This is a genomic window from Acetobacter sp., from assembly GCF_022483985.1.
GTDB lineage: Bacteria > Pseudomonadota > Alphaproteobacteria > Acetobacterales > Acetobacteraceae > Acetobacter.
In genome coordinates, this window is sequence record NZ_JAKVME010000001.1 from 1,492,367 (window position 1) to 1,515,803 (window position 23,437).

22 protein-coding genes and 1 riboswitch are annotated in these 23,437 nt (G+C 59.0%); of the genes, 6 read left to right on the top strand and 16 right to left on the bottom strand.

Translation table 11 applies throughout. The features are described from left to right. Nucleotides 1–130 precede the first annotated feature (130 nt). Complete coding sequence (locus tag LKE90_RS06570; protein WP_407066109.1) at nt 131–1,681, bottom strand: trypsin-like peptidase domain-containing protein; 1,551 nt, start codon at nt 1,679–1,681, stop codon at nt 131–133. A 293-nt stretch (nt 1,682–1,974) separates the two neighbouring features. Then, the gene (locus LKE90_RS06575; protein WP_407066110.1) at nt 1,975–2,460 is read right to left on the bottom strand and encodes a nucleoside deaminase; all 486 of its coding nucleotides are present in this window, start codon (nt 2,458–2,460) and stop codon (nt 1,975–1,977) included. Between the two features lie 228 nt (nt 2,461–2,688). Between LKE90_RS06575 and LKE90_RS06580 the strand changes: the two genes are divergently transcribed. From LKE90_RS06580 to LKE90_RS06600, 5 genes are all read left to right on the top strand, one after another. Beyond that, nucleotides 2,689–2,829, top strand: coding sequence for a hypothetical protein (locus LKE90_RS06580; RefSeq protein WP_291494486.1), 141 nt, complete (start codon nt 2,689–2,691; stop codon nt 2,827–2,829). A gap of 69 nt (nt 2,830–2,898) precedes the next feature. Further along, nucleotides 2,899–3,654 carry a gamma-glutamyl-gamma-aminobutyrate hydrolase family protein gene (locus LKE90_RS06585; RefSeq protein ID WP_291494484.1) on the top strand — a complete coding sequence of 252 codons (756 nt, stop codon included), beginning with the start codon at nt 2,899–2,901 and terminating at the stop codon, nt 3,652–3,654. Beyond that, a complete protein-coding gene (locus tag LKE90_RS06590; protein ID WP_291494482.1) occupies nt 3,648–4,424 on the top strand; it encodes a pseudouridine synthase in 777 nt (258 codons plus the stop codon). Before LKE90_RS06585 ends, LKE90_RS06590 begins: the two co-directional genes overlap by 7 nt. Continuing rightward, on the top strand, nt 4,424–4,978 hold the full coding sequence (gene rsmD / locus LKE90_RS06595) for a 16S rRNA (guanine(966)-N(2))-methyltransferase RsmD (RefSeq protein ID WP_291494480.1): 555 nt from the start codon (nt 4,424–4,426) through the stop codon (nt 4,976–4,978). The genes LKE90_RS06590 and rsmD overlap by 1 nt, the downstream gene beginning before the upstream one ends. A 6-nt stretch (nt 4,979–4,984) precedes the next feature. Beyond that, nucleotides 4,985–5,575, top strand: coding sequence for an IMPACT family protein (locus tag LKE90_RS06600; RefSeq protein WP_291494478.1), 591 nt, complete (start codon nt 4,985–4,987; stop codon nt 5,573–5,575). 372 nt (nt 5,576–5,947) lie between these two features. Here the strand turns inward: LKE90_RS06600 and LKE90_RS06605 are convergent, their stop codons facing one another. The 13 genes from LKE90_RS06605 to prfB form a co-directional block, all read right to left on the bottom strand. Next, entirely contained in the window at nt 5,948–6,913 is a 966-nt protein-coding gene (locus LKE90_RS06605) for an NAD(P)H-dependent glycerol-3-phosphate dehydrogenase (protein ID WP_291494476.1), read from the bottom strand. Beyond that, the gene (locus LKE90_RS06610; RefSeq protein ID WP_291494474.1) at nt 6,910–7,761 is read right to left on the bottom strand and encodes a 23S rRNA (adenine(2030)-N(6))-methyltransferase RlmJ; all 852 of its coding nucleotides are present in this window, start codon (nt 7,759–7,761) and stop codon (nt 6,910–6,912) included. Before LKE90_RS06610 ends, LKE90_RS06605 begins: the two co-directional genes overlap by 4 nt. 151 nt (nt 7,762–7,912) lie before the next feature. Beyond that, nucleotides 7,913–8,119 carry a hypothetical protein gene (locus LKE90_RS06615; protein ID WP_291494472.1) on the bottom strand — a complete coding sequence of 69 codons (207 nt, stop codon included), beginning with the start codon at nt 8,117–8,119 and terminating at the stop codon, nt 7,913–7,915. Nucleotides 8,120–8,487: 368 nt separating this feature from the next. After that, nucleotides 8,488–10,611 (bottom strand): TonB-dependent receptor plug domain-containing protein, encoded by a 2,124-nt coding sequence (locus tag LKE90_RS06620; protein ID WP_291494470.1) that lies wholly within the window; start codon nt 10,609–10,611, stop codon nt 8,488–8,490. A gap of 105 nt (nt 10,612–10,716) precedes the next feature. Further along, nucleotides 10,717–10,951: riboswitch (cobalamin riboswitch) on the bottom strand. An 81-nt stretch (nt 10,952–11,032) separates the two neighbouring features. Next, nucleotides 11,033–11,764, bottom strand: coding sequence for a pyridoxine 5'-phosphate synthase (locus LKE90_RS06625; RefSeq protein ID WP_291494469.1), 732 nt, complete (start codon nt 11,762–11,764; stop codon nt 11,033–11,035). Beyond that, complete coding sequence (gene pdxA, locus LKE90_RS06630) at nt 11,761–12,759, bottom strand: 4-hydroxythreonine-4-phosphate dehydrogenase PdxA (RefSeq protein WP_291494467.1); 999 nt, start codon at nt 12,757–12,759, stop codon at nt 11,761–11,763. Before pdxA ends, LKE90_RS06625 begins: the two co-directional genes overlap by 4 nt. Then, nucleotides 12,756–14,144: a M20/M25/M40 family metallo-hydrolase gene (locus LKE90_RS06635; protein WP_291494465.1), complete on the bottom strand. Its 1,389-nt coding sequence runs from the start codon at nt 14,142–14,144 to the stop codon at nt 12,756–12,758. The genes pdxA and LKE90_RS06635 overlap by 4 nt, the downstream gene beginning before the upstream one ends. 252 nt (nt 14,145–14,396) lie before the next feature. Continuing rightward, nucleotides 14,397–15,638: a hypothetical protein gene (locus LKE90_RS06640; RefSeq protein WP_291494463.1), complete on the bottom strand. Its 1,242-nt coding sequence runs from the start codon at nt 15,636–15,638 to the stop codon at nt 14,397–14,399. 4 nt (nt 15,639–15,642) lie between these two features. Next, complete coding sequence (locus LKE90_RS06645; protein WP_291494461.1) at nt 15,643–16,077, bottom strand: ExbD/TolR family protein; 435 nt, start codon at nt 16,075–16,077, stop codon at nt 15,643–15,645. 119 nt (nt 16,078–16,196) lie between these two features. Further along, complete coding sequence (locus tag LKE90_RS06650; protein WP_291494460.1) at nt 16,197–16,619, bottom strand: ExbD/TolR family protein; 423 nt, start codon at nt 16,617–16,619, stop codon at nt 16,197–16,199. Nucleotides 16,620–16,621: 2 nt separating this feature from the next. Beyond that, nucleotides 16,622–17,641 carry a MotA/TolQ/ExbB proton channel family protein gene (locus tag LKE90_RS06655; protein WP_291494458.1) on the bottom strand — a complete coding sequence of 340 codons (1,020 nt, stop codon included), beginning with the start codon at nt 17,639–17,641 and terminating at the stop codon, nt 16,622–16,624. A 63-nt stretch (nt 17,642–17,704) separates the two neighbouring features. After that, nucleotides 17,705–18,367 carry an energy transducer TonB gene (locus tag LKE90_RS06660; RefSeq protein WP_291494457.1) on the bottom strand — a complete coding sequence of 221 codons (663 nt, stop codon included), beginning with the start codon at nt 18,365–18,367 and terminating at the stop codon, nt 17,705–17,707. Nucleotides 18,368–18,892: 525 nt separating this feature from the next. Continuing rightward, nucleotides 18,893–20,024, bottom strand: a protein-coding gene (gene prfB, locus LKE90_RS06665) for a peptide chain release factor 2 (RefSeq protein ID WP_291494455.1) whose coding sequence is annotated in 2 segments (ribosomal slippage) — nt 18,893–19,954 and nt 19,956–20,024 — 1,131 coding nt in all. Because the reading frame shifts where the segments join, the coding sequence is not laid out codon by codon here. 176 nt (nt 20,025–20,200) lie between these two features. Between prfB and LKE90_RS06670 the strand changes: the two genes are divergently transcribed. Then, nucleotides 20,201–20,521 carry a hypothetical protein gene (locus LKE90_RS06670; protein ID WP_291494453.1) on the top strand — a complete coding sequence of 107 codons (321 nt, stop codon included), beginning with the start codon at nt 20,201–20,203 and terminating at the stop codon, nt 20,519–20,521. Here the strand turns inward: LKE90_RS06670 and LKE90_RS06675 are convergent. Beyond that, nucleotides 20,515–23,436, bottom strand: a complete 2,922-nt coding sequence (locus LKE90_RS06675; protein ID WP_291494451.1) for a penicillin-binding protein 1A — start codon at nt 23,434–23,436, stop codon at nt 20,515–20,517. The genes LKE90_RS06670 and LKE90_RS06675 overlap by 7 nt on opposite strands. Nucleotide 23,437: the final 1 nt, after the last annotated feature.

Below are 23,437 nucleotides of genomic sequence, written 5' to 3' on the forward strand. Positions count from 1 at the left end.
ATTTTGGTCCGCACCTCACAAAGAAGCACAATACCTGCTGTTACAAAAACGGGCGCACAGAAAAATCCGTGCGCCCGCCACTCTGAAACCAGCCATCCCTCCTCAAACGGGAGGGAAGGCTTGCTCCCGTTTATTGACCGTCGTCGTCGGAAGACGGTGCGTTGTTGTCAGAGTTTCCATCCAGAGACACTGCGACAAACAGCGACTGACCATCGCGCAGAACCCGCAGCATGACGGCATGACGCGCCTTCAAAGCCGCCGAGACAGCAGAAACGGTCGCGGAAGGTGTTTCCACTGCCTGCTCACCGACAGCCTGAATCAGGTCGCCGGGACGTAGACCGGCCTGATCCGCCGGAGAACCGGGCTGCACATCCGACACAACCACGCCATGCACGGAATGATCCAGCCCAAGCTGCTGACGGATGTCACCGGTCAGCGGTTGCAGGCTGACGCCGATCTTCTCGCCATGCGCTCCGGCACCAGCGGACGAAGGCGTGCTCGCTGTAGACTGATTCACGATGTGAACAGTCATATCCTTCGACACACCGTTACGCAGCACCGTGATCGTAGCGTCCGTTCCCGGCGTGATCGAGGCGACTTTCACCGCCAGCGCGTGCGGTGTCTCAACCGTCTTGCCATTCAGCTTGACGATCACATCGCCTGCCTTGACGCCCGCCTTGGCCGCAGGGCTGTCAGGCGTGATGTTGGCGACCAGCGCGCCAGCAGGCGGAGCGCCCGGCGTAGCAGGCTTTAGGTTCAACGCGCTGGCCATGGACTGGGAAATGACCTGCGCCTCAACGCCCAGATAGCCGCGTGTCACATGTCCCGTCTTCTGGAGCTGCGACACCACGGTTTTCACCGTATCGGACGGGATGGCAAAGCCAATGCCGATTGATCCACCGGACGGAGAGAAGATGGCGGTGTTCACACCGACGACCTTGCCATCCTGCGTGATGAGCGGTCCGCCCGAATTGCCGCGATTGATCGGCGCATCGACCTGAAAGAAGTTGTCGTAAGGACCATCGCCGATATCGCGGCCCAGCGCGGAAACGATGCCCGCCGTGACCGTGCCGCCGAGTCCGTAGGGGTTGCCCACGGCGATGACCCATTCGCCCGGCTGCACATCATCAGACTCGCCGAGTTCAATGAACGGCAGCTTTCTGGTGCTGTTCAGCTTGAGCAGCGCGATGTCGGTTTTCGGATCCCGGCCAATGACCCGGGCCTGAAGGGTCGTCCCGTCATCCAGTGTCGCCGTGACCTTCGTCGCCCCTTTGACGACGTGATTATTGGTCACGACAAACCCGTCAGCAGAAAGAATGAAGCCTGATCCACGTGCTTCCACTGCCTGACGCTGCTGCTGCGGCATCATCTGAAAAGGAAAAGGAAACGGAAAGGGCGACTGCTGCATGCCCTGTTCTTCGCCCTCGCCTGCATCCGGATGGATCATGGCGGTGATGGACACAACAGCAGGCTTCACCTGTTTCACCAGCGTCACGAAATCAGGAATGGTCCGGTTCGGACTGGTCGGCTGGATGGGGCCGGGCGCATCGGCCAGAGCCGATGGAATCAGAGCAGGCACGAGAGGCGATGCAAGCGCGATGGTGCCGAGACCCGCCATGACGGCAGCCGTCGTCATGAAACGCTTGCGGGTCTGGCGGATCGACGAATTCTTTACTGGCATGTCTTTTCCGATAAATCCCTTGAACCGGGTCGTCTTGCGACCCCCGGCCGATGATGGTCGGAGATGCTTGCAAGAGCAATCCGTCTCCTTGATACAAAAGGGAAACTGCCTCACCCCACCGAACGCCAGCCATACGGAGAGATGAAACGTCCGTTACTTCCGGCGGACACACCTACTCTAAAAAGCCGGACGGAAGCCCGGAAACCCGGTCTCGCCGGGCCTGACATTCCGTTACGGCCAAGTATTAATATTTGGTCATTCCAGACTATCGAGCGTGAAGGATTGCCCTGAGCTTAATCGCGCAACTGCCTGAAAAAACCTTTCAGGAGCAGGCTGTTCTCCCTCTCCCTCACGCCTCCGACAATCTCCGGGTGACGCAGGCAGGCCGGATGATCGATGACACGCGGTCCATGATCGATTCCTCCACCTTTCGGGTCGTACGCGCCAAAGATGATTCGTTTCACACGGAAATGCACCGCCGCCGCCGCACACATCGGACAGGGCTCCAGTGTGACGACAAGCGTGCAGCCCTCCAGACGCATGGAGCCAGTCACCTGAGCCGCCTTCCGCATGGCCAGCATTTCGGCATGTGCTGATGGATCGCCTCGCGCCTCGACCTCATTTCCGGCGGCGGACAGGGAAACGCCGGTCGCTGACAGAACGACAGCACCGACAGGAACCTCGCCACGGCTGGCGGCGGAGCGCGCTTCAACCAGCGCCAGATCCATGCCGGAACAGGGCTGAATTCCGCCGGAATATCTGAGCTGAAGGTTCTTCATCACGTTCTGTTTCAATAGCGGAGACCCAACCGGGAATTTTTTGTGGCGAAAAAATGTCAGAAGCCGTGTTTTTAGCTTGATTCCTTAAGTTTTTCTCTGTCACAGTGCGTATCACGGCCTGTAACAATTCTCCATCATTGTCACGATGGGATGTGGAAGCGCCGCACTGAATTATCACTGGCTGCCGACGTCACAAAGACATCGGCAAGCGTGGAAGGGGGAGAGGTCATGCAGAGTTTGACACTGGTTCTTGCCGCCGCCACCATCGGCCTGGCTTTTGCAGCATCAGATCATCTTCATTCAAAACAGGAACCTGTGCACGTCAAGGTTGACCGTGTTCACCAGCACAGCAACAAGCCACAGTCCTGAATTATAGCCGACTGAGTATCAGGTCGGTCGCCATATACGACGGAGAGTGTTTCCTCTAATGGGAGCGATATGGACTCATTCGCTCCCATGCCCCTTATCGGGGTGACACTCGATCAGGAACCAGGCGGCGCCGGACAGTATTCCGCGTTCCCTTGGTACGCCCTGCGGGCAAACTATATGGGCGCCGTCATCAAGGCTGGCGGGCTGCCTGTAGCGCTTCCCTACGCGCCCTGCCTGACTGGCAGGATTCTCGACCGTCTGGACGGGCTGATCGTCACCGGCGGCGCGTTTGACATCGACCCCGCGCTCTACGGCGAAGAGCGCAGTGAAGCCACGACCACGCTGAAACCCGGCCGCACCGCAGCGGAGATGGCGCTGCTGGAAGCCGCCATGGAGCGCGGCATGCCGGTGCTCGGTATCTGCGGCGGCATGCAGCTTCTCGCCGCAGCGCTGGATGGCTCGCTGATTCAGGACATTGCAAGCGAAAAGCCCGATGCCCTCCCCCATGAACAGCCGAATCCACGCGATCAGGCCGGACACATCATCACCATCGAGCCTTATTCTCTACTCGGTACAATTGTCGGGCGTGGCACGATGGCGGTGAATTCCTCGCACCATCAGGCCGTCCGTGATCCGGGTCGTGGCCGGGTGTCCGCACGGGCGGAAGATGGCATCATCGAAGCGATTGAAGACCCTTCGGCGCGGTTCTGTGTCGGGGTGCAATGGCATCCGGAATTTCTTATCGATCCGGGAGATCTCGCGTTATTCACGGCTTTTGTCGAAGCCGCGCAGAACGCAACAGTGTCGGGAGACGGTGTATGGTAGACGACAGCAACGAAAACACGACAGACGCACGCGGCGATCGTATCGCGAAATGGCTCGCCCGCAGTGGTGTCGCCAGCCGCCGCGATATCGAACGGATGATCACAGAACGCCGCATCAAACTGAACGGCGCCGTGGTCGAACATCCGGCAACCTTCGTAACCGCGACCGATGCCGTTTCCGTTGACGGCAACCTCGTGCAGGGTCCGGAGCACACCCGCCTCTGGCGCTATCACAAGCCCGACGGACTGGTGACGACGCACCGTGACCCGGAAGGTCGCCCGACAGTCTTCGAAAAACTGCCCGAAGGCATGCCGCGCGTCGTCAGCGTCGGGCGATTGGACCTGAACAGTGAAGGTCTGTTGCTGCTGACCAATGACGGCGCACTGGCCCGTCGTCTGGAACTGCCTTCCAACGGCTGGCTACGACGCTACCGTGTGCGTGTGTTCGGCGTGGTCAACGAGCGGGAACTTGCCGGACTGGCAAAGGGCTGCGTCATCGAGGGTGTGAAATACGGTCCCATCGAAGCCTCGCTCGACTCCCGCAAAGGCGACAATGCGTGGCTGACCGTCTCCCTGCGGGAAGGCAAGAACCGTGAAATCCGCCGTGTCATGACGGCTCTGAACCTGCATGTCAGCCGCCTGCTCCGCACGTCCTACGGCCCGTTCCCTCTCGGGGAACTCAAGCCAGGAGAACTGGAAGAAGTGCCCGGACGGGTCATGAAGACGCAGATTCCACGCGACGTGGAGATCGACACCAAGCGACGCCGCTGATGCGGATTATCGCCGGGATACGACGCGGACGAACGCTGACGGCTCCGGAAGGCAAGGCCACCCGCCCCACCGCTGACCGCGTGAGACAGGCGCTGTTCGACATGCTCCTTCATGCGCCGTGGGGAGGCCGGGAGTGTGTCGAGGGCGTCCATGTGCTGGACGGTTTTGCCGGAACAGGAGCGCTCGGGCTGGAGGCGCTGTCACGCGGCGGCGCATTCTGTACGTTCTTCGAGACAGACCGCCCGGCCCTGACAGCACTTAGGACAAACGTACACGACTGTCAGATGCAGGACATGAGCCGCGTTCTGGCTTCGACCGTTCTCAAGCCGCCGCGCGCCTCGACACCCTGTGGACTGGTGTTTCTCGACCCGCCCTACGGCCAGTCCCTACCCGCGCAGGCGCTCGCCGCCCTTACCTCTGCTGGCTGGATTGCCCCCGGTGCTCTGATCGTCACTGAAACCGGGCGCGACGAGCCGGTGCCTGTCGAGGGAGCGGAGATTCTGGCCGAGCGGGCTCATGGCGCAGCCCGCCTGTGGGTGTGGCGACAGGGCTGATCGGAGATGGTCGAGACGCTGGTCGGACGGGCGGATTTCGAGAAGGAAATCAAGAAAAGCCGTTTTCTGGCAATGGCTCTTCCGGTCGAGACCGAAGAAGCCGCCATGACCTTCATCCGGGAGGTTTCCTACCCCGACGCCACCCATAACTGCTGGGCATGGAAGATCGGCGCCCGCTATCGCAGTGATGATGCTGGCGAGCCGGGCGGCACGGCAGGACGCCCCATCCTGCAAGTCATTGAAGCACAGGGGTTCGATCGGGTTGCAGTAGTCGTCACACGCTGGTTCGGCGGCGTGAAGCTCGGTGCAGGCGGACTGGTTCGGGCCTATGGCGGCACCGCAGCCGAATGCCTGCGACTGGCGGAACGCGTCGAAGTGATCGAGCGTATCCGGCTGACGTTCCACTGTCCGTTCAGCGATCTGGCGCTGGTGGGATCACGACTTCCCGCTCTGGATGCCGTCATCGAAAGCGAAGAGTTTGATGCGACAGGAGCTTCCTATGTCGTGGCCGTTCCTGTTCAGCAGGTTGAGGATGTCACCCATCGGCTGGCCGACATGACCAGCGGGCGCATCATGGCGACCGAGAAAGCGGAGTGATACCAGCGGTTTTTCTGCGTGTTTCTTTATGTCAGGGAGATTTACGGGGCGGTGCTTCGAACCCCATCCAAGGTGCGCCTTTGAAAACCGTTTGCCTCCAACACACTCAAGCCCGCGGCCTGTGGGTCCTTGCGGGCGCGGGCGGAGCAAACATCAACCTCCGCAAAACTCAATCCGTTATGCTGTCGTATGATTGCCAGACTGGTGACTGCCCCATCTCCGACCTCCATCAGTCTCACGGAACAGAAAATCGGACGAATCTGTAAAAATTTCAGGGCAGTTTCCGTTCAGACCGGACCACGGAGACCACTCCAACTCATTTTTCATCGCGTAACCTTGTCCGGCCAGACATCGGACATTACTCCGAAAACATTATAGCCCCGTCTCCGATCCGGCAGGCCGCATCAGCAGACCGTTCATCACCGTTTCCAGATCAGCCCGGCTCTCCACCAGATCGGTCACGGCATCAATCACCGGCACGGAAACCCCCTTCCGGCGCGCAAGAGCCGCCAGCGCACCCGCGGTCGCCACCCCCTCAGCCACGCCGCCGAGAGTCATGGAAATCTGTTGCAGAGTGCTGCCCTGCCCCAGCGCCAGCCCGACACGATAGTTGCGGGATGATCCACCCGTACAGGTCAGCAGCAGATCACCCACACCAGCCAGCCCCGCCATCGTCGCGGCCTGCCCTCCCAGCGCTCCGGCCAGACGACTGATTTCAGCCAGTCCGCGTGTCACCAGCGCGGCGCGGGCATTCTCGCCGAGACCCGCGCCAATGGCCGCGCCCGCCGCAATGGCGATGACATTCTTCGCCGCCCCGCCAAGCTGCACACCAGCGATATCCGTGCTGTCATACAAACGAAAACGCGATGTTCCCAGCAAATCCGCCAGAGTGCGGGCCAGCCCCGGCTGCGCGGCGGCGATCACTGCGGCAGCAGGCAGACCATCAGCCACCTCATGAGCAAAATTCGGCCCTGAGAGGATCGCGCCATTCAGGTCTGGCCGTCCGTCACGCAAAATATCGAGCGGGAAACGCAGGCTCTCCGGCTCCACGCCCTTGCAGCACAGAACGACCGGCGCGGATGTCCGCACGTCCTTCAGCACGGAAGCAAAATACTTCATCGGGACAACGGACAGGACCATATCCGCGTCCATCAGCAAGCTGTCTGTCACGGTAACGGTTTCGGGAAGCGGATGATCCGCAAGACGCGGCATCGCGCCGTTCGGCAGCCTCGTCGCGGGATTACGGGCCCACAGTTGCACCGCAGCTCCGGCGCGCGCCGCCTGAAGCGCCAGCGCGATGCCCCATGATCCTGCCCCGATGACCGCAATCCGCTTCATTCCGGCACAACCCACTCCACCAGGGATTCCGTGTTTCCGTCTCCGAGATATTTGCACAGCGTGGAGAGAATGGCAGCACCTTCCTCGTCAAATCTGAATGGAGGGTTGGCGATCAGCAGGCCGCAGCCATTCAGCAGGGCTGGGTCGAGCGGAGGACGGATGGTCAGTTCCAGATTGAGCAGGTTTCTCTGCCCGGCATCCTGCAACGCGTTGAAAAAGGCTCTTGGTGGAGAACGATGTTTGATCGGATACCATACGGCCACAATTCCGGACGGGAAACGCTGACGCGCTGTGATCACGGCCCTGACGAGGTCAGTAAACTCGGAGCGCTCTTCGAAGGGTGGGTCTATCAGCACCAGTCCCCGTTTGGCCGTCTTGGGCGGCAACAGAGCCGTCACGGCTTCATAAGCGTCACGGTGATGCACGGCTATGGCGGGATTGTTGTGAAACAGGCGCCGCAAAGCCCGCTGATCTTCCGGATGCAATTCGCAGCAGACCAGAGAGTCGTCGGAACGCAGTGAGCGGGCCACAATCTCCGGCGAACCGGGATACATCATCTTTCCCGCATATTCCTTCATCACCTGTCGCACGAGAGCGAGCCAGTCTTTCAGCGGCTCAAGATCCGGCGCGTCGGCAGGTAGTTCCAGCAGACGACCAATGCCGTCCCGCCACTCGCCCGTCGCTTCCGCCTGCGGAGAGGTCAGGTCATACAGGCCGATCCCCGCATGGGTATCGAGGACGGAGAACGGCGTATTCTTGCGACTAAGCGCGCGGAGCAGGGCTGTCAGCAGCGCGTGCTTCATGCAGTCGGCGAAATTGCCTGCGTGATAGAGGTGGCGATAGTTCATACCGACGCTATAGCAGTCGGCGCTCCGCTCTCAAACACACCGGCTGGAGCGGTCTGAGCATCAGAGATCACACAAGACCGGGCATCAATGCCCTTGCACAAAACTGAACTGGTTCAAGTCCCACAACAGCCGACTTTCCGTGCATGAATTTTTATACGGCATTTCCAATAACGATGGCTTTCCGGTCATCAAAGTCCATCCCACAAGTATCATTATCCACATTATTAATCAGCATATTTTGAGAAAAATTCTCTTCCTGTACAAAACCGTCATGACCATCAATGACGATAACATCATCATACGCTTCATATCCTGCATCAGAATATGCAAGCTCTCTGAGTGATCTAAGCAGACTCATGAAAATGTTTCCATAATCTGAGGGCCTTTTAGGAACTCCGGAAGAAGCAGAAACACGAGGAAAATGTCTCAATACCCGAAAGAGTGACAGTCACCCGCCATTCCTCTGGAGCATATGCGAGAGAAATGGCGCTGACTGACTTTAACGGTCCCCGCCATACCCACGGACGACAACCGCTGTCTTAGCCTGCCGGACTCTTACACCAGCGGATCACGGTTCGGTATGCCTGATGACCGCAACCATTTCCAAGCCAAAGAACTATCCGTGTTCACACAGGATATTCGAAATACCCTGTTTTACACATGATTTCTTACTGGCGTACACCAGTCACACAAACATTCCGCGTGACCGGCATACGAGAAAAGCGTTCAGTAGCTCAGCGTAAATCCGCCATACCCGGCGCGGCCCTGCTGGAGATAACCCACCGGGTTTTCAAACTGGCGGTTCAGCAGGTTATCAGCACGGGCGAAGACCGTCAGGTAGCGGTTGATCTGATAGCTGGCAGCCAGATCGATCGTGAAATATCCATGCCCCTTGGCGCATGTCTGGCAATAGCTGCCGCTCGCCGCGTAGACCGGGTAATCGCGCCAGCCGCTGACATAAAGAATATTGCCGGACAGGGTGAGATCCTTGATCGGCTTCCATGTCGTGTTGAAGTTGAACTTGTGCTGCGGGCGACGCTGAAGTGGCTGATCATCCGTCGTATCGCGTGCGTGAGTCCATGTATAATTGAGATTGAACTCAAGACTGTCCAGCGCTTTCCAGTTCAGGAAAGCCTCGACGCCATACATACGGGCACGATTCACGTTGGCGTAGGAATAAAGAGTTGTAAAAGCTGAATAGGTCGTTGTTGACTGGATCAGGTTACGCACATGATTTTCATACCATGTTGCGCCGAAATGCAGACGATCATGCGCCAGCTTCTGCTCCACGGTCACATCGTAACCAAGCAGGCGTTCAGCCCGCAGTTTCTGATTTCCCTGATAGTTGTAATAACTTCCGTTGAGTCTCCCGAAAAGCTGGTAGAGAGACGGTCCATGAAAGCCGTTACCCGCGCTGGCCTTGATGATGGTTCCGGTGCCGGGGATATGGATGGCTGGCGCAACGCGCCATGTCACATAATGTCCGTAACGTGAGTTTGAATCATAACGGATATTGGCTGCACCGTAAAGAATCTGATTCCAGTTTCCCTGGTACTGACCATATCCGGCCGTCGTATCCATGCTGGCGCGATCGCTGTAAGGCGCGTCGTTGGTTCCCGTCCCATCGCTCTGGTTGCCGTAATAGGTATCGTGGAAATGTTCCGCACCCACCAGAAAGGAACCATATTTCCTGAGATCCAGCGTTCCGTGCCAGTCAATTTTCAGACGCGAGGACCGATAGTAGTTCGGATCGTTCAGACGCGCCCCCCCGTCCGCGCCTGTGCCGATGTAGGTAAAATTGCGCCAGTTGGTCATGTAGCCCAGCCCGATCACCTGATCGAACAGACCGCCCCACGAGCGGAGATGCGCCGTACCGCGCACAATGGCTTCGTTCTGGATCGTCCGCTGCCGCTCGCGCTGGGCGTCACCATAGGCTTCGTCCATCATTTCGTAGGAGCTATACGAACGGTAATTGCTTTGCATCAGACGCGAAGTGAGACCGAGATCGAAATTATCCGTCACGTCATAATCCATACGGACATTCGCGCTGCGGTTGTCGTAGGTATTGCCCCGTTCGCGCTGCTCTTTCGTAACGGTCGAAAATGTACCGATATAGCGTTCGATATAACGTGGGATCGAGTGGAAACCGGTCTGCCTGTAATGAGACAGTTCGAAATTGTAGTGGAACCGGTCAAGGCTCCCACGTGCGCCAAACACCTGATTGAACGTGCCATAGGAACCACCTTCCACACGCACGAAAGGCTTGATGCGTCCCTGCCCTTTCGCAGTGGTCATGTCGATCACACCCGCCATGGCGTCGGCGCCGTAAAGACCGCTCTGCGGACCACGCAGGATTTCAATCCGGCCCAGTCCATCCGTCATGAACTGCGCCGGGTCAAACGCGCCTGACGTGCTGCTGCCGTCATTCACATCCATTCCATCGAGACGCACTTTCACCTCGTTGGAGTTGTTTCCGCGCATGAAAATGGCTGTCGTACCCCCCATGCCTCCCGTGCTGACGACATTCAGACCGGGCTGTCTTTCCAGTATGTCCGACAGAGAACGGCGCTGCTGGGTCTGAATCTGCTGTTCGGTGACGATCGTCATGGCCGTGCCGATCTCGTCAGCCTTGATCGGCCGACGGGCTGCGCTCACCGTAATGGCTTCAGGCCAAGTATCCGTGTGTTCGGACAGAATGGAGCGGACAGTTGGCACGTCAGCAGTGTGGACGACTGGCCGGACGGCGGCTTTCTTCGTGTCCACAACCGCATCAGCAGCCTGCGCTGTCGTGGTCACAAGAAGCGTGGAAAGAACCGAGGCACCGGTTAGCAAAAGGGCGCGAAAGGGCATTGTGGTTGGCTCGTGACTGTCTGCGTTGCCACGAGCAAAAGGTCGTCCACGCTTTCACGCAGCCTTGCCAACCTGTCAGATCACCCCGTCCGACACGCCTCGTCCGCAACATCCGGTATGATGGCAGGTCTCCTGACTCGCGGCGTGTGACAGGACTGTCCTCCCTTCCCGGAGATGGAACGCTCCAGTGGGCCGGCATGACACCGGACGAACATCCTGACCGCTTACAGTTGCGGGGGCAGTCCGGGCATAGGCGATCAACCACCGCACCCGGTTCCCTTTTCATCCCTCGGACACGGTCTGAACGCGTCTTGTGGGAACCATCATGAGGATGTGATTACAGGCAGGTTAAAGTGAGTCAATCACACCTGAGAGATCAGGACACAGACTGTGGCATACACGCCACAATGTCGGTTTAAGATCAGGGCGTCAGACTGGCGCGGGCGGCATCCATAAGCCGACGCATTTCCTGCACCACGGCGGGCAACCCATCAAAAATCGCCTGACCGATCAGGAAGTGCCCGATATTCAGTTCCACGATCTCCGGGATGGAAGCCACCGGCGCAACATTCCCGAAGCTGAGACCATGTCCGGCATGCACCTCCAGCCCAAGACCCGCCGCCTGCTTCGCCGCTTTTTTCAGGCGGACGATTTCTCCCTCCTTCCCGTGGGCATAGGCTCCGGTATGCAACTCAACCACAGCCGCACCCGAGGCGGCGGAAGCCGCGATCTGCTCCGGATCAGGATCGACAAACAGCGAAACCCTGATGCCAGCGTCCCGGAGTTTTCTTATCATCGGAGACAGGCTTTCGATCTGCGCGGCGACATCCAGCCCGCCTTCCGTGGTTACCTCCTCCCGGCGCTCCGGCACGATACAGCAGGCGTGCGGCTTCAGTTTACAGGCCAGCGCCACCATTTCTTCCGTTGCCGCCATTTCCATATTCAGCGGAGCACGCAGGGTCGCACTGAGACGACTCATATCTTCGTCACGAATATGACGCCGGTCCTCGCGCAGATGCGCGGTGATCCCGTCAGCACCCGCCTTTATGGCCAGCAGGGCCGCTTCGACCGGATCAGGATGCGTGCCTCCACGCGCATTGCGAATGGTGGCGACGTGATCAATATTCACCCCAAGGCGCTGATGCTGGATCATGAGAGCAACCCTCCTTTGTAGTTCAGACGATTTTCAGACAGGACACTGGCGAGCCGGAGCGCTGCGACCAGACTGGTCGCTTCGGCAATCCCTCTGCCCGCGATATCGAACGCCGTGCCGTGGTCCGGGGATGTACGGACGATGGGAAGCCCAAGCGTGACATTCACCCCATGCGCCATGTCCAGAGTCTTGATGGGTATCAACGCCTGATCATGATACATGCAGAGAGCTGCATCATATTTCTGCCGAGCGGTCTCCGTGAACATGGTGTCGGGCGGCATCGGACCAATAACATCAATCCCTTTGTCACGCAGGCGTTCGATCGCCGGGATGATCATATCGATCTCTTCCCGGCCCATCATCCCGTCTTCGCCGGCATGGGGATTCAGTCCCGCGACCGCGAGTCTGGGCCGGGTATTGCCGAAATCCCTTTGGAGGGAAAGAGCTGTCGTCAATCCTGTCTCGACGATCATGTCTTCGGTCAGCGTTTCCAGCGCCTCGCGCAGGGAAACATGGATCGTCACCGGCACCACGCGCAGCATGGGACTGGCGAGCATCATGACCTCGCGTCCCGGAACATCGCAGAGTTCAGCAAGAAATTCCGTGTGACCGGGATGCGGAAAACCCGCACGGCGCAGCACGGCCTTGCTGATGGGATTGGTGACAACGCCACCCGCCACACCCGCTTTCACCAATCCAACAGCGCGGGCAATGCTGTCGATCACCGTCTGGCCGTTGGCCGAGTCAGGTTCACCGACCGTGACCGGGGCCGCCAGCCCGAGCGGGACAACCGGAAGCGCATCCCTGAAAACAGATGGTGCCTGCTCAATTGTTTCAATTTCTTTCACCGGCAATGACGAGGGAAGACACGCGGGATCACCCAGCCATGCGAAAACCGCCTCTTCATCCCGCAGGGTCCGCCATGCGCCAGCAGTGATCTCGGGACCAATCCCGGCAGGATCACCCATTGTCAGGGCGAGTGGGAGGCGTGTCATTGCGCGAGAGCCATCAGGACGCGCACCCATGACCGGGTGCCCTTATGAAAGGATGTCAGGCTGTATTTTTCATTCGGCGAATGGATACGGTCATCATCCAGACCAAACCCGATCAGCAGCGTGTCGAGACCGAGCGCCTCTTTCACTTCCCCGACCACGGGAATGGAACCGCCGCAACCGATAACGGCGGCCTGCGTCTCCCACTCCTCGGTGAGCGCGGCCAGCGCACTGGCGAGTTGCGGCATGTCGGCAGGCACCACGCTGGCGCGAGAACCGCCATGTGATTTGAATTCGACCGTGCAGTCAGATGGCACGCGCACGCGCACATGCTCGCGGAAACTGGCACGAACGGTCTCCGGGTCCTGTGTTCCTACAAGGCGGAAGGAAATCTTGGCCATCGCACGGGCAGGCAGGACGGTCTTGAAACCGTCTTCCTCATATCCTCCGGAAATCCCGTTGATTTCACAGCTTGGCCGACACCATGTCTGCTCCAGCGCGGAATATCCCTGCTCTCCCGCTGGCCAGCGCAACCCGACAGCACCGAGACTGTCTTCGTCCGTCGGGCCGATCTTGCGCCACTGCTCGCGCACGCTCGCCGGAATGTCCGCCAAGCCATCATAAAATCCAGCCAGCGTGACACGGCCTGTCGCCCCGTCCCGCAGATCGGAAATAATGTCGCACAGCACCTGTATTGGGTTCCGGGCAGCGTTCCCGAACATACCGGAGTGAAGATCACGATCCGCAGCGATGATCGTGACTTCCTCACCAACCATGCCGCGCAACATTGTGGTGATAGCCGGTGTTTTCGCATCCAGCATGCCCGTATCGCAGATCAGAGCCAGATCAGCGTTCAGTTCCGCGCTGTGCGTTTTGAGGAAAGGCAGAAGATTTTCTCCCCCCGACTCTTCTTCACCCTCGATCACGATTGTCACGCCTACGGGCAACTCTCCGGCGCTTTCAATCAGGGCGCGGCAGGCTTCCACAAAGGTCATGACCTGCCCTTTGTCGTCAGCTGCTCCACGGGCGCGAATTTCCTGCGCGCCGTCAAGATTGGTTACAAGCTGTGGATCGAAAGGGTCTCTCTTCCAGAGTGGGAGCGGATCGACCGGCTGCACATCATAATGCCCGTAAAACAGCACATGCGGTGCACCCGCAGACCCTGCACGGCGCGCCGTGACGATCGGATGACCCGGTGTTTCATGGATGGTGGCTGCAAAGCCCAGAGAAGACAGTTCCGCATTCAGCCATTCGGCTGCGGCACGGCAATCTTCCGCGTGAGATGTCTGCGTCGATATGCTGGGAATACGCAGGAACGCGAAAAGACGCGCAAGAGCCGCCTCCAGATTGTCATCGACTTTCTGCAGAGCGTCAATCTGTCCGGGCATTGAGTGCTTCCTGTCTGATCCGCCTCTCGTCGCTGAGGCGGAAGCATCATGACACTGGAAACAGTCTTATGGAATGTCTGGCCGGTTATTCATGTGTCGGGCAATGTTTCGCGTTACTGACACAGCAACATCAAAGCGAATGTCATGTGACTGGCATTTTTCAGGCCAGTCACATGACACTTTCAGCATGCCGACCAGAAGGCAGCGACACCACTCGTATCACAAGTGGATACGATGTGCCGCTGTGTCTGTTTACTTACCCGCGACGCTTTTCAGCTTCAGTATCCAGAGCTGAGCGATATCGTGCGCAGCATTGTCCCCAGCAACCGTCTGGAAAGTCGCAATGGCGTTGGCTGTCTGACCGGCGTCCATCTGGGCCTCTCCCAGTCGCAGCCGCGCCATGTCAGCATCCACCACGCCTTTTTCGATCGCCTGCTTCATAAGGGAAAGGCCCTTATCGGCCTGACCGAAGGAGACGTAATTGTAGCCAACAAACAGAAGCTGGTCGCCGGTCTTCGCCTTGACGGCAGAAGCCTCATCCGCAGCAATCGACGCCTGTTTCTTGTCGGCTGCCGCGCTGATGAAGTTACGCAGTTTCAGTTCGCGGTCAGCGCCCGCGCCCTTCCCCAGAGCACCAAGCGTGTAGCCCTGTGACATGATGTCCAAACCCACACGCGGCAGTCCCATCTGGGTCGCGATTTCAGCGGCGTCTATAAAGTCGGCAGGCAGTTTCAGATTTCCTGCGGCCAGACGAATACGATACACATCAAGCTGAAGCGCAGGCGGCAATCTGTTGTTGGTGACGAGACTGTGCAGCAGTTGCTCCCAGTAATCCGGTTTCGGATAATAGGTGGCCAGCAGCGTGTAGGTGTGCATCTGCCCCGCCGTGTCCTTGAGCTGTGTCTGGCAGGATGCCAGCATGAGCAACTCGTTTTCGGACGGCGTTTTCTTCGCTTTCAGCGTTTCCTCGACCAGCTTTTTCTGCACACGGGCAGCGTTGGCGTAGTCTTTCTGGAGATAATAAGCCTGAATCAGGTATTTCTCGATATCTGTGTTCGGCCCGATCTGCTTCAGATAACGCTCAAATCCGGCTGCCGCGGCCGGGTAATCCTTCGCGGTGTAAGCGACCGTTGCCTCGGCCTGTAACAGTTGCGCTTTGGTGTCGCGCGGCGTTCTGGATGAGGCGATCAGCTTGTCATAAGAGGTCTGCATCACAGCACGATCGCCGGACTGTGACGCAATGGCACCGCGCATCTGCTCGATCACGTAGGAATCATAATCGGACTTGCCCGACACGCTGTCAGCGGTCGTCACATCCTTCATGGCCTCGGCGTAATTGTGCGCGGAAAGAGCATGCCCGGCTGCCTCAAGCGATTTTGCGACAGCGGGGTTGAGATTATCCTCGGCACGACCGGCAGAAAGAGTGGTCAGGCACAGAGGCGTCAGACAAAGGACACGTATTGCGAAGGATAGACGAATAAACCGCAAAGACATGGCCTTACTGCGCTCCCATAAACTGGTCCTGCCCGACAATACCGAGCTTTTTGATGCCCAGACGCTGCGCATCGGCAAGAACATGAGCCACCGTCTTGTAATCTGCAAGACGATTGGGATTGATATGCATTTCCGCCTGCTCCGGTTCAGCAGCAGCGGACTGGAACAATGCGACGAGATCATTTTCATTGGCGACGGGGATACCGTTCCAAGTGACCGAATTGTCAAAATCGATCGCGACAGTGATGACCTTGTCCTGCTGTTCTGTCGGCGGCGGAGGATCGCCCTGTGGCAGATTCATCGAAACCGACTGTGTCTGAAGCGGAATCGTGATGATCAGCATGATCAGGAGAACCAGCATCACGTCAATGAGCGGTGTGGTGTTGATATCGACGATACCTTCGTCTTCGTCGCCTCCGGATCCCAGATTCATACCCATGGAAGAATCACTTTCTCATCTGAGCCCCGCATCGCCGGCACGTGGTGCGCTGCGATGCGGTTTTATTGGTAACAAACGACACATGCACCTGAAACGTGCAGATCATTTCCAGTGACGCCTCAGCTATGAGGCGTCTCGGTAATGAAATCGACCCGCAGCACGCCAGCTTCCTGACAGGCGGCCACCAGCTTGCCGACGGCCTCGTAGCGGGCATTACCGTCGCCACGGATCATGATCTGCGGCTGCGGCTGTTTCGCCGCAACCTTTTCCAGCCTCGCCAGCAGGTCCGCATGATCACGGATGGGTGTCTGATCCCACCAGGCCTGACCATCCGGCGTCACAGCCAGAGTGATGTTTTCAGGCATGATCTTGCTTGGCTGATTGACGTCTTTAGGCAGGTCAACCTTCACCGAGTGTGTCGCCACAGGAATAGTGATGAGGAAGATGATGAGGAGAACAAGCATGACATCCACAAGAGGTGTCGTGTTGATATCCGAGAGGACGGTGTCCTCGTCATCGCCTCCGCCTACAGACATCCCCATGATCAGGCACCTTTAGCAGGAGAAGAAGCATCCTTGCCCGGACGAACGGAACCATGACGGAAACCACCGATCATGATGGACTGGAGGTCGGCTGCGAAGTTACGGATACGCTCCATGGCCGTCTTGTTGCGGCGGACCAGCAGGTTGTAGCCAAGCACAGCCGGAACAGCGGTTCCAAGACCGATGGCCGTCATGATCAGGGATTCACCCACCGGACCGGCGACCTTGTCGATGGAAGCCTGACCGGCAATGCCGATGGCCGTCAGTGCGTGATAGATACCCCAGACCGTGCCGAACAGACCCACGAACGGAGACGTTGAGCCAACCGTGCCGAGGAACGCCAGACCGCTCTGAAGATCGCTCTGCACGGAATCAACCGCACGGTGGATCTGAGAAGATGTCCAGTCGGTCAGGTCGATGGATTCCTGCATCGTACCTTCATGATGGTCGGCGGCAACAATGCCTGTATCGGCAATGTAGCGGAACGGAGAAGACGACTTCAGCGCGGATGCACCTTCCTGAAGGGAGGGTTTGGTCCAGAAGTGCTTCGTCGCGTCACGATCGGCAGAGAAAAGCTTCGCCTGCTCAAGGAACTTGGTGATCATGATGTACCATGTGCCGATCGACATCACCACGAGGATCACCAGAACGGCGCGTGCGATAATATCGCCGTTACCCCACAGGGCGCCCAGTCCATAGGGATTTTCAACAGCCGTCGCCGGAGCCGCGTGCGGAGCAGGAGCCTCGGAAGGCGCAGCGGGAGCTGAAGCGTCTGAAGGCGCTGCGGCGACAGGGGCTGGAGCCGGCGCAGAAGCATCGGCCGCAGGAGCAGCCGGGGCAGGCGCGGCTGCGTCCGGAGCGGGGGCTTCCGCAGCAGGGGCTGCATCCGGAGCGGGAGCTGACGCTGCAGGAGCAGCCGCATCCTGAGCGAGCGCCACCACTGGAGCCGCTGTGCTCAGAAGAACAGCCAGCGACGGAATGGCCAGCGTGGAGTAAGGCAGGCGGCGTAGCAGTCGGATCATCGAGTCAGTGTCCTCATCTGGTAGAACCATAGCATTGTGGAACAGCCACAGCTTCAAATACGGTCAGTTGTCACTCAGGCTGAAAGTAATCGTATAGGTGTGATGGAATTCCTTGACAGGAACACCATTGGCGGTAGCCGGCTGATAACGTGATTTACGCACGTACTGAAGCGCCGCAGCAGCGAAGTCCTGACCGCCCTTTACGCTTGTTACAGTACAGTTATCAGTCATTCCTGTTGGCTCCACGTCACAGACAAGTGTGACATGCCCTTCCCGCCCCTCGTCCTGCGCCTCTTCAGGATAATGCAGCTCGACGCGGTTCAACGGCGTGGAACCAGCCAGATGATCCGGAGTCGGTGGACCGACGGGAGCCTGCACCGGAGTGCTCGGCGTAACCTTTGCCGGAGGCATCGGCTTGGGGGGCGGTGTGTGTGTCACATGATGCACCACCGGACGCGGTGGCGGCTGCACCTTGATCTTCGGCGGCGGCACATAAGGCGGCGGTGGCGAAGTCAACTGCGGCGGGGGTGGCGGTGGCGGCGGTGGCGGCGGTGGTTTCACCTCCGGAATGACAGTCGCCTTGATCGGCGGCTGTATGACAGGCACCGACACCTTATCTTTCCAGGTGAAATAGACCACGCCAAGAATCCCGCACACCACTGCGACACCTGAGACGCCAGCAATCTTTAATGTCGGGTCACGCCGCTGTTGCGCGTAGTCCAGCATACTCAAAACTCTCCCTGGTCTGATGTCAGACGGCTCGACCTTGATGCATACCTGCGACAACAGACGACAGCCCCACCATTCCCCGTCTTTCGGCGGAGAACAGCGAGACGCATCTGCGAGGCATCTGCAATACCGTGATTGGGCTATCGACGGGAGCAGATGTCAAGAGACCAAACCTTTCCTTGCGCACATCATTTCCCATGTATTTATCCTGCACAATACAGAATCCTAAATGTTTCGATTTCGATATAGTTATAGGAAGATTTTTCTTACCGCAATACGCAAGCTTGCTGAATCCTCACGAAAAGATGACGTCATACGTCATATTTATGGCGTTATTCGGAAAACCCGGACGACAGCGCTTCTGGCCAAAATCCGCATCAGACCAGCATCAGAACGACCTGACCATGACCCGTCACGATGGCAAAAAAAGCCCACTCCAATCAAGGAGAACGCTAATCTAAATTTAATTTAAGAATTTCTAAATGACGGGGTTCCGGCTCAACCACGGAACCCCGTTTGTTCTTACTGCGCGGACGCGCTGGCCTCGGAGCGGGTTGCTCCAACGCGTGCGGCGAGAGATGCCGCCATGAAATCATCCAGATCGCCATCAAGCACGGCGTCCGGATTACCCTTTTCAACGTTCGTTCGCAGGTCTTTCACCATCTGATAGGGCGCGAGAACGTATGAACGAATCTGATGCCCCCAGCCGATATCCGTCTTGGCGGCTTCCGTCTGGGCAGCAGCCGCTTCCCGCCGTTGAAGTTCCGCCTCGTACATGCGCGCCTTGAGCATACCCATGGCCGTCGCGCGGTTCCGGTGCTGGGAACGGTCCGTCTGACACGCCACGATGATGCCGGTCGGGATATGGGTGATACGGATGGCGGATTCCGTCTTGTTGACGTGCTGTCCACCCGCGCCGGACGCACGGAACGTATCGACCTTCAGGTCAGCTTCGTTGATCTCGATCTCGATGGTGTCATCGACCACCGGGAAGACCCAGACCGAAGCGAAGGATGTCTGGCGACGTGCCGCCGCATCAAACGGAGAGATACGCACGAGACGATGCACGCCCGCTTCCGTCTTCAGCCAACCATAGGCATTCGGCCCCGAGACCTGAAGCGTCGCCGATTTCAGCCCCGCCTGCTCGCCTTCCGAACTTTCGATCATGGTCAGCTTGTAACCATGCGCCTCAGCCCAGCGGCTGTACATCCGCAGCAGCATCTCGGCCCAGTCCTGAGCCTCCGTGCCGCCCGCCCCTGCATTCACCTCAAGATAGCAATCGTTCGAATCCGCCTCGCCCGACAGAAGACTTTCCGTCTCCCGACGCTTGGCTTCTTCAGCCAGACGGTGGAGCGTCTTCATACCATCGGCGACCATGTCGGCGTCGCCCTCTTCCTCGGCCATGCTGATGAGTTCGAGCGTATCCTCGACCTCATTTTCAAGGTTCTGAACACCCTCGATCTGGTTGGCCAGAAGCGTGCGCTCGCGCATCATCTTCTGCGCGGCCTCGGCATCATTCCAGAGATCCGGGTCTTCGGCCCGGTTATTCAGTTCGGCAAGTCTGCCCTGGGCGACATCCCAGTCAAAGATGCCTCCTCAGCAGCGCAACCGACTGCTTGATCTGCTCGTTGAGCGCTTCTGTCTCGGCGGACATGCGACCGTGACTCCGTCTTTCGGGGTTAATCTGAACGGGGCTGAATACAGGCAGGCGGCGCGGCTGTCATCCCTCACAAATAAAACGAGGAGGAAACAGAGCCCATTAAATTTGCTTCAACCTGAACGATAAAAAATAACGGCACTTCATCCGATCGACAGAAAAAGGTCGCCTGCATGCGCCTCTGGGACGAAACCCTTGCAAAAAACCTTATCGGCTGCACCTTGCTGATCGGCCTGACCCGCGAGGTGGGAGACAGCTGCTCATACGAACAGTTTTTCGGTGTCGTCACACACTGCGACCCGGAAAGAGGCATTACACTCCGTCTCGAAGGCTCACGGAAAGGAAGCACCTACAATCTCCCCCCGGATATGCAGTCGCTTCATCCCGCCGAACCGGGAGAATACCGACTGAGACAGACAGGGGAAATCGTAACTGATCCTGATTACATCACGACATGGATACTGAGACCAACCTCTCCTTCTGCTCCTCAATAAAGCCCACCCATGCCAATATCGCCACCCGACGGCTGCTGCGCTGGTGCAGGTGTTGCCGCAGAATTTGTCCCACTACCGCTACTGCTGGGCGCGCTGCTCTCGGAAGCGCCACCAGACGACATGTCACTTTCAGAATCAGGCAGATTTTCCGCGCCTGTATCCGCAGCCGTCAGCTCTCCCGTTCCGGGACTGCCTGCGGCAAAGCTGGAGCTGCCACCCGGCACCTGATCGTCCTTGAACGCATCGACGGTCACACCACGACCGGTATCGTAACGCACAAGCGTCACTCCTTCAGGCACAGGGAAATCCAGCTTTGGCCGCCCTTCAAGAGCCGATTTCATGATCCGGTTCCAGATCGGACCGGCGATGGTGCCGCCTGTCTCGTTCTTGCCGAGCGACTGCGGCTGATCGAACCCGATCCACACAATCGTCACCAGATCGGCTGAATAGCCCGCGAACCAGGCGTCATTGAAATCCTGACTGGTTCCCGTCTTGCCTGCGATCGGGTTGTCGATTCCAACTCCTGCCTGCTGGCCAGTGCCGCGTTTGATCACGTCCTGCAACATGGTGGTGATCTGGAAGGCGCTGGCTTCGCTGCTGACAGCCGGCCGCGTGTCCATCAGAGCAGGCACATCCGACTGCCCCGCTTCCGGAACAACTGTCCCGCCAGACGGCGACTGAGACGCGCGGGCGGAAGCGTTATCGCCCTGCCCCGCATCCGGGAAGACGGCATTCGGTTCGGTTCCAGAGGGCGACACCGCCGGTGTCTGCGCCTGAGCCAAAGATGAAAGTGTCAACCCCTCCGGTCGCCAGAGGATATGGCCGTTGCGATCCTGCACATCGTCGATCAGGGTGGGCGTGACCTTGTGGCCGCCGTTGGCAATGGTGGCGTAAGCGCCGGCCTCGCGCAGCACGGTCGTCTCCACAGCGCCCAGAGCCGCGGGCAGCACATGCGGCATGTTCTGCACCAGCCCGATATCCTCGGCCAGCCTGGCGACGCTCTTGATGCCGATATGCGCGGCCAGACGAATGGTCACGAGGTTGCGGGATTCCCTCAGCGCGTCGTGCAGCGTCGTCGCGCCCCAGAAATCCTTTTCATAATTGTTCGGATGCCAGCTTCCATAGGAAACGGCGGAATCATCAAACTTCTGGGACGGGGAAACCCCCTGCTCCATCGCCGTCAGATAGACGAACGGTTTGAAGGAGGATCCCGGCTGACGCATCGCCTGCGAAGCCCGATTGAACTGCGAGGATTCAAACGACCAGCCACCCGACATGGCCAGCACGCGTCCCGTGTGGACATCCATCGTCACGACCGCGCCTTCGACCCGTGGAATCTGCCGGATCGCAACACGACCGCCCTCGGCCTGCGGTTCGACCATCAGCAGATCGCCGGGGCGCAACGCCCGATAGACCCGCATCCAGCCCATATCCTTCGCCAGCAACGCAGCACGATGAGGCGTGCCGCTTTCGAGCCAGCCGACCGTGCCGTTACCTGAATCCAGCACGACCGCCAGACGCCAGCGATCCAGCATACCCCTCGGATGTGGCGCCGCGGCCAGTGCGGCGGTCCATGCAGCCTCGTCCTGCGCGGCGCTTCGGGTGACGGTGTCGAGATGCCCGACGGCACCGCGCCAGCCACCATGCGAACGGTCATAGGCCATAAGCCCATCCCGCAACGCCGCCGTGACGGAGGTCTGAAGGACAGGGTCGAAGCTTGTGTGCACGTCCAGACCACCCTGCATGGTCTGCTGCACGCCATATTTCTCGATCAGCTCGCGACGTACTTCCTCGCTGAACCACTCAGAGCCGGGAGCGGGTCCGGGCCGCCGGAAGCTTTTCGTGGAGAGCGCTTCCTGTCGGGCCGCCTCGGCAGACTGGGCGTCGAGCCAGCCGAGTTCCTGCATACGATCCAGAATCCAGTTGCGCCGATTACGGGCCGCTTCCGGATAACGGTAAGGATTGTAGTTGGTTGGAGACTTCGGAAGCGCAGCCAGAAAAGCCGCTTCGGAATCATCAAGCTGATCGAGCGGCTTGTTGAAATAGGCCTGCGACGCCGCGCCGATGCCGTAAGCACCGTCACCCAGATAGATTTCATTGAGATAGATTTCGAGAATCTTCTCCTTGGGCAGCACCTGCTCCACGCGCAGAGCCAGCAGGGCTTCCTTGGCCTTGCGCTCCATCGACAGGGCGTTCGAGCCCAGCAGCATGATGCGGGCGACCTGCTGTGTGATGGTCGAAGCGCCAAGCGGCCGTCGCCCCTTGCCACGGGACAGGTCCGTGAGACCGGCGCGCAGGATGGCGACCGGGTCAATGCCCTTGTGGGACCAGAATTTCTGGTCTTCTGCGGCAAGAAAAGCGTTCTTCACGCGGTCCGGGATAGCTGAATAGGGCACGAAGACCCGTCGTTCCGCCGCAAGCTCGGCAATGAGCCGATCGTCACCGGAATAAAGGCGGCTCATCACCGGCGGCTGATAGGAACGCAGCCCCTCCACGGTGGGGAGGTCCGACACCAGACCGGCATATTTGTACCACACGACCACGCCCGCCGTCGCGGTTCCGAGCAGCAGCACGGCCACAGTGGTTCCAAGCAGCTTGCGCCACATGCGAAAACGCGGACGACGCGGCGGGCCACCCCGGAACGGTGGCCGCACACCGCCACCACTACCGCCGCCGGAACCACCGCCACCAAAGTTGCCACCGCCGTAACCGCCTTCCAGCCGATCGCTGGAAGACACACGCAGATCAGGCCGGTTCCGGCCGCCGGAAAGGTCTGAGGCCTGCACCACCAGAGCGCTCCATGCGTCTGCGATGGAACCGCCGAGCACAGCGCCCCGTCCTTCCGGATGGTGCGGGTAACCGGCAGGAACCGGATTGCAGGAGAGCGGCAGGAAGAAAACTGGGCGGGATATCATA

Bases quoted from the DNA above. Each gene is read 5' to 3' on its own strand.
- LKE90_RS06570 (WP_407066109.1), bottom strand. From the start codon at position 1,681: ATGCCAGTAAAGAATTCGTCGATCCGCCAGACCCGCAAGCGTTTCATG.
- LKE90_RS06575 (WP_407066110.1), bottom strand. From the start codon at position 2,460: ATGAAGAACCTTCAGCTCAGATATTCCGGCGGAATTCAGCCCTGTTCC.
- LKE90_RS06580 (WP_291494486.1), top strand. From the start codon at position 2,689: ATGCAGAGTTTGACACTGGTTCTTGCCGCCGCCACCATCGGCCTGGCT.
- LKE90_RS06585 (WP_291494484.1), top strand. From the start codon at position 2,899: ATGGACTCATTCGCTCCCATGCCCCTTATCGGGGTGACACTCGATCAG.
- LKE90_RS06590 (WP_291494482.1), top strand. From the start codon at position 3,648: ATGGTAGACGACAGCAACGAAAACACGACAGACGCACGCGGCGATCGT.
- rsmD (WP_291494480.1), top strand. From the start codon at position 4,424: ATGCGGATTATCGCCGGGATACGACGCGGACGAACGCTGACGGCTCCG.
- LKE90_RS06600 (WP_291494478.1), top strand. From the start codon at position 4,985: ATGGTCGAGACGCTGGTCGGACGGGCGGATTTCGAGAAGGAAATCAAG.
- LKE90_RS06605 (WP_291494476.1), bottom strand. From the start codon at position 6,913: ATGAAGCGGATTGCGGTCATCGGGGCAGGATCATGGGGCATCGCGCTG.
- LKE90_RS06610 (WP_291494474.1), bottom strand. From the start codon at position 7,761: ATGAACTATCGCCACCTCTATCACGCAGGCAATTTCGCCGACTGCATG.
- LKE90_RS06615 (WP_291494472.1), bottom strand. From the start codon at position 8,119: ATGAGTCTGCTTAGATCACTCAGAGAGCTTGCATATTCTGATGCAGGA.
- LKE90_RS06620 (WP_291494470.1), bottom strand. From the start codon at position 10,611: ATGCCCTTTCGCGCCCTTTTGCTAACCGGTGCCTCGGTTCTTTCCACG.
- LKE90_RS06625 (WP_291494469.1), bottom strand. From the start codon at position 11,764: ATGATCCAGCATCAGCGCCTTGGGGTGAATATTGATCACGTCGCCACC.
- pdxA (WP_291494467.1), bottom strand. From the start codon at position 12,759: ATGACACGCCTCCCACTCGCCCTGACAATGGGTGATCCTGCCGGGATT.
- LKE90_RS06635 (WP_291494465.1), bottom strand. From the start codon at position 14,144: ATGCCCGGACAGATTGACGCTCTGCAGAAAGTCGATGACAATCTGGAG.
- LKE90_RS06640 (WP_291494463.1), bottom strand. From the start codon at position 15,638: ATGTCTTTGCGGTTTATTCGTCTATCCTTCGCAATACGTGTCCTTTGT.
- LKE90_RS06645 (WP_291494461.1), bottom strand. From the start codon at position 16,077: ATGGGTATGAATCTGGGATCCGGAGGCGACGAAGACGAAGGTATCGTC.
- LKE90_RS06650 (WP_291494460.1), bottom strand. From the start codon at position 16,619: ATGGGGATGTCTGTAGGCGGAGGCGATGACGAGGACACCGTCCTCTCG.
- LKE90_RS06655 (WP_291494458.1), bottom strand. From the start codon at position 17,641: ATGATCCGACTGCTACGCCGCCTGCCTTACTCCACGCTGGCCATTCCG.
- LKE90_RS06660 (WP_291494457.1), bottom strand. From the start codon at position 18,367: ATGCTGGACTACGCGCAACAGCGGCGTGACCCGACATTAAAGATTGCT.
- LKE90_RS06670 (WP_291494453.1), top strand. From the start codon at position 20,201: ATGCGCCTCTGGGACGAAACCCTTGCAAAAAACCTTATCGGCTGCACC.
- LKE90_RS06675 (WP_291494451.1), bottom strand. From the start codon at position 23,436: ATGATATCCCGCCCAGTTTTCTTCCTGCCGCTCTCCTGCAATCCGGTT.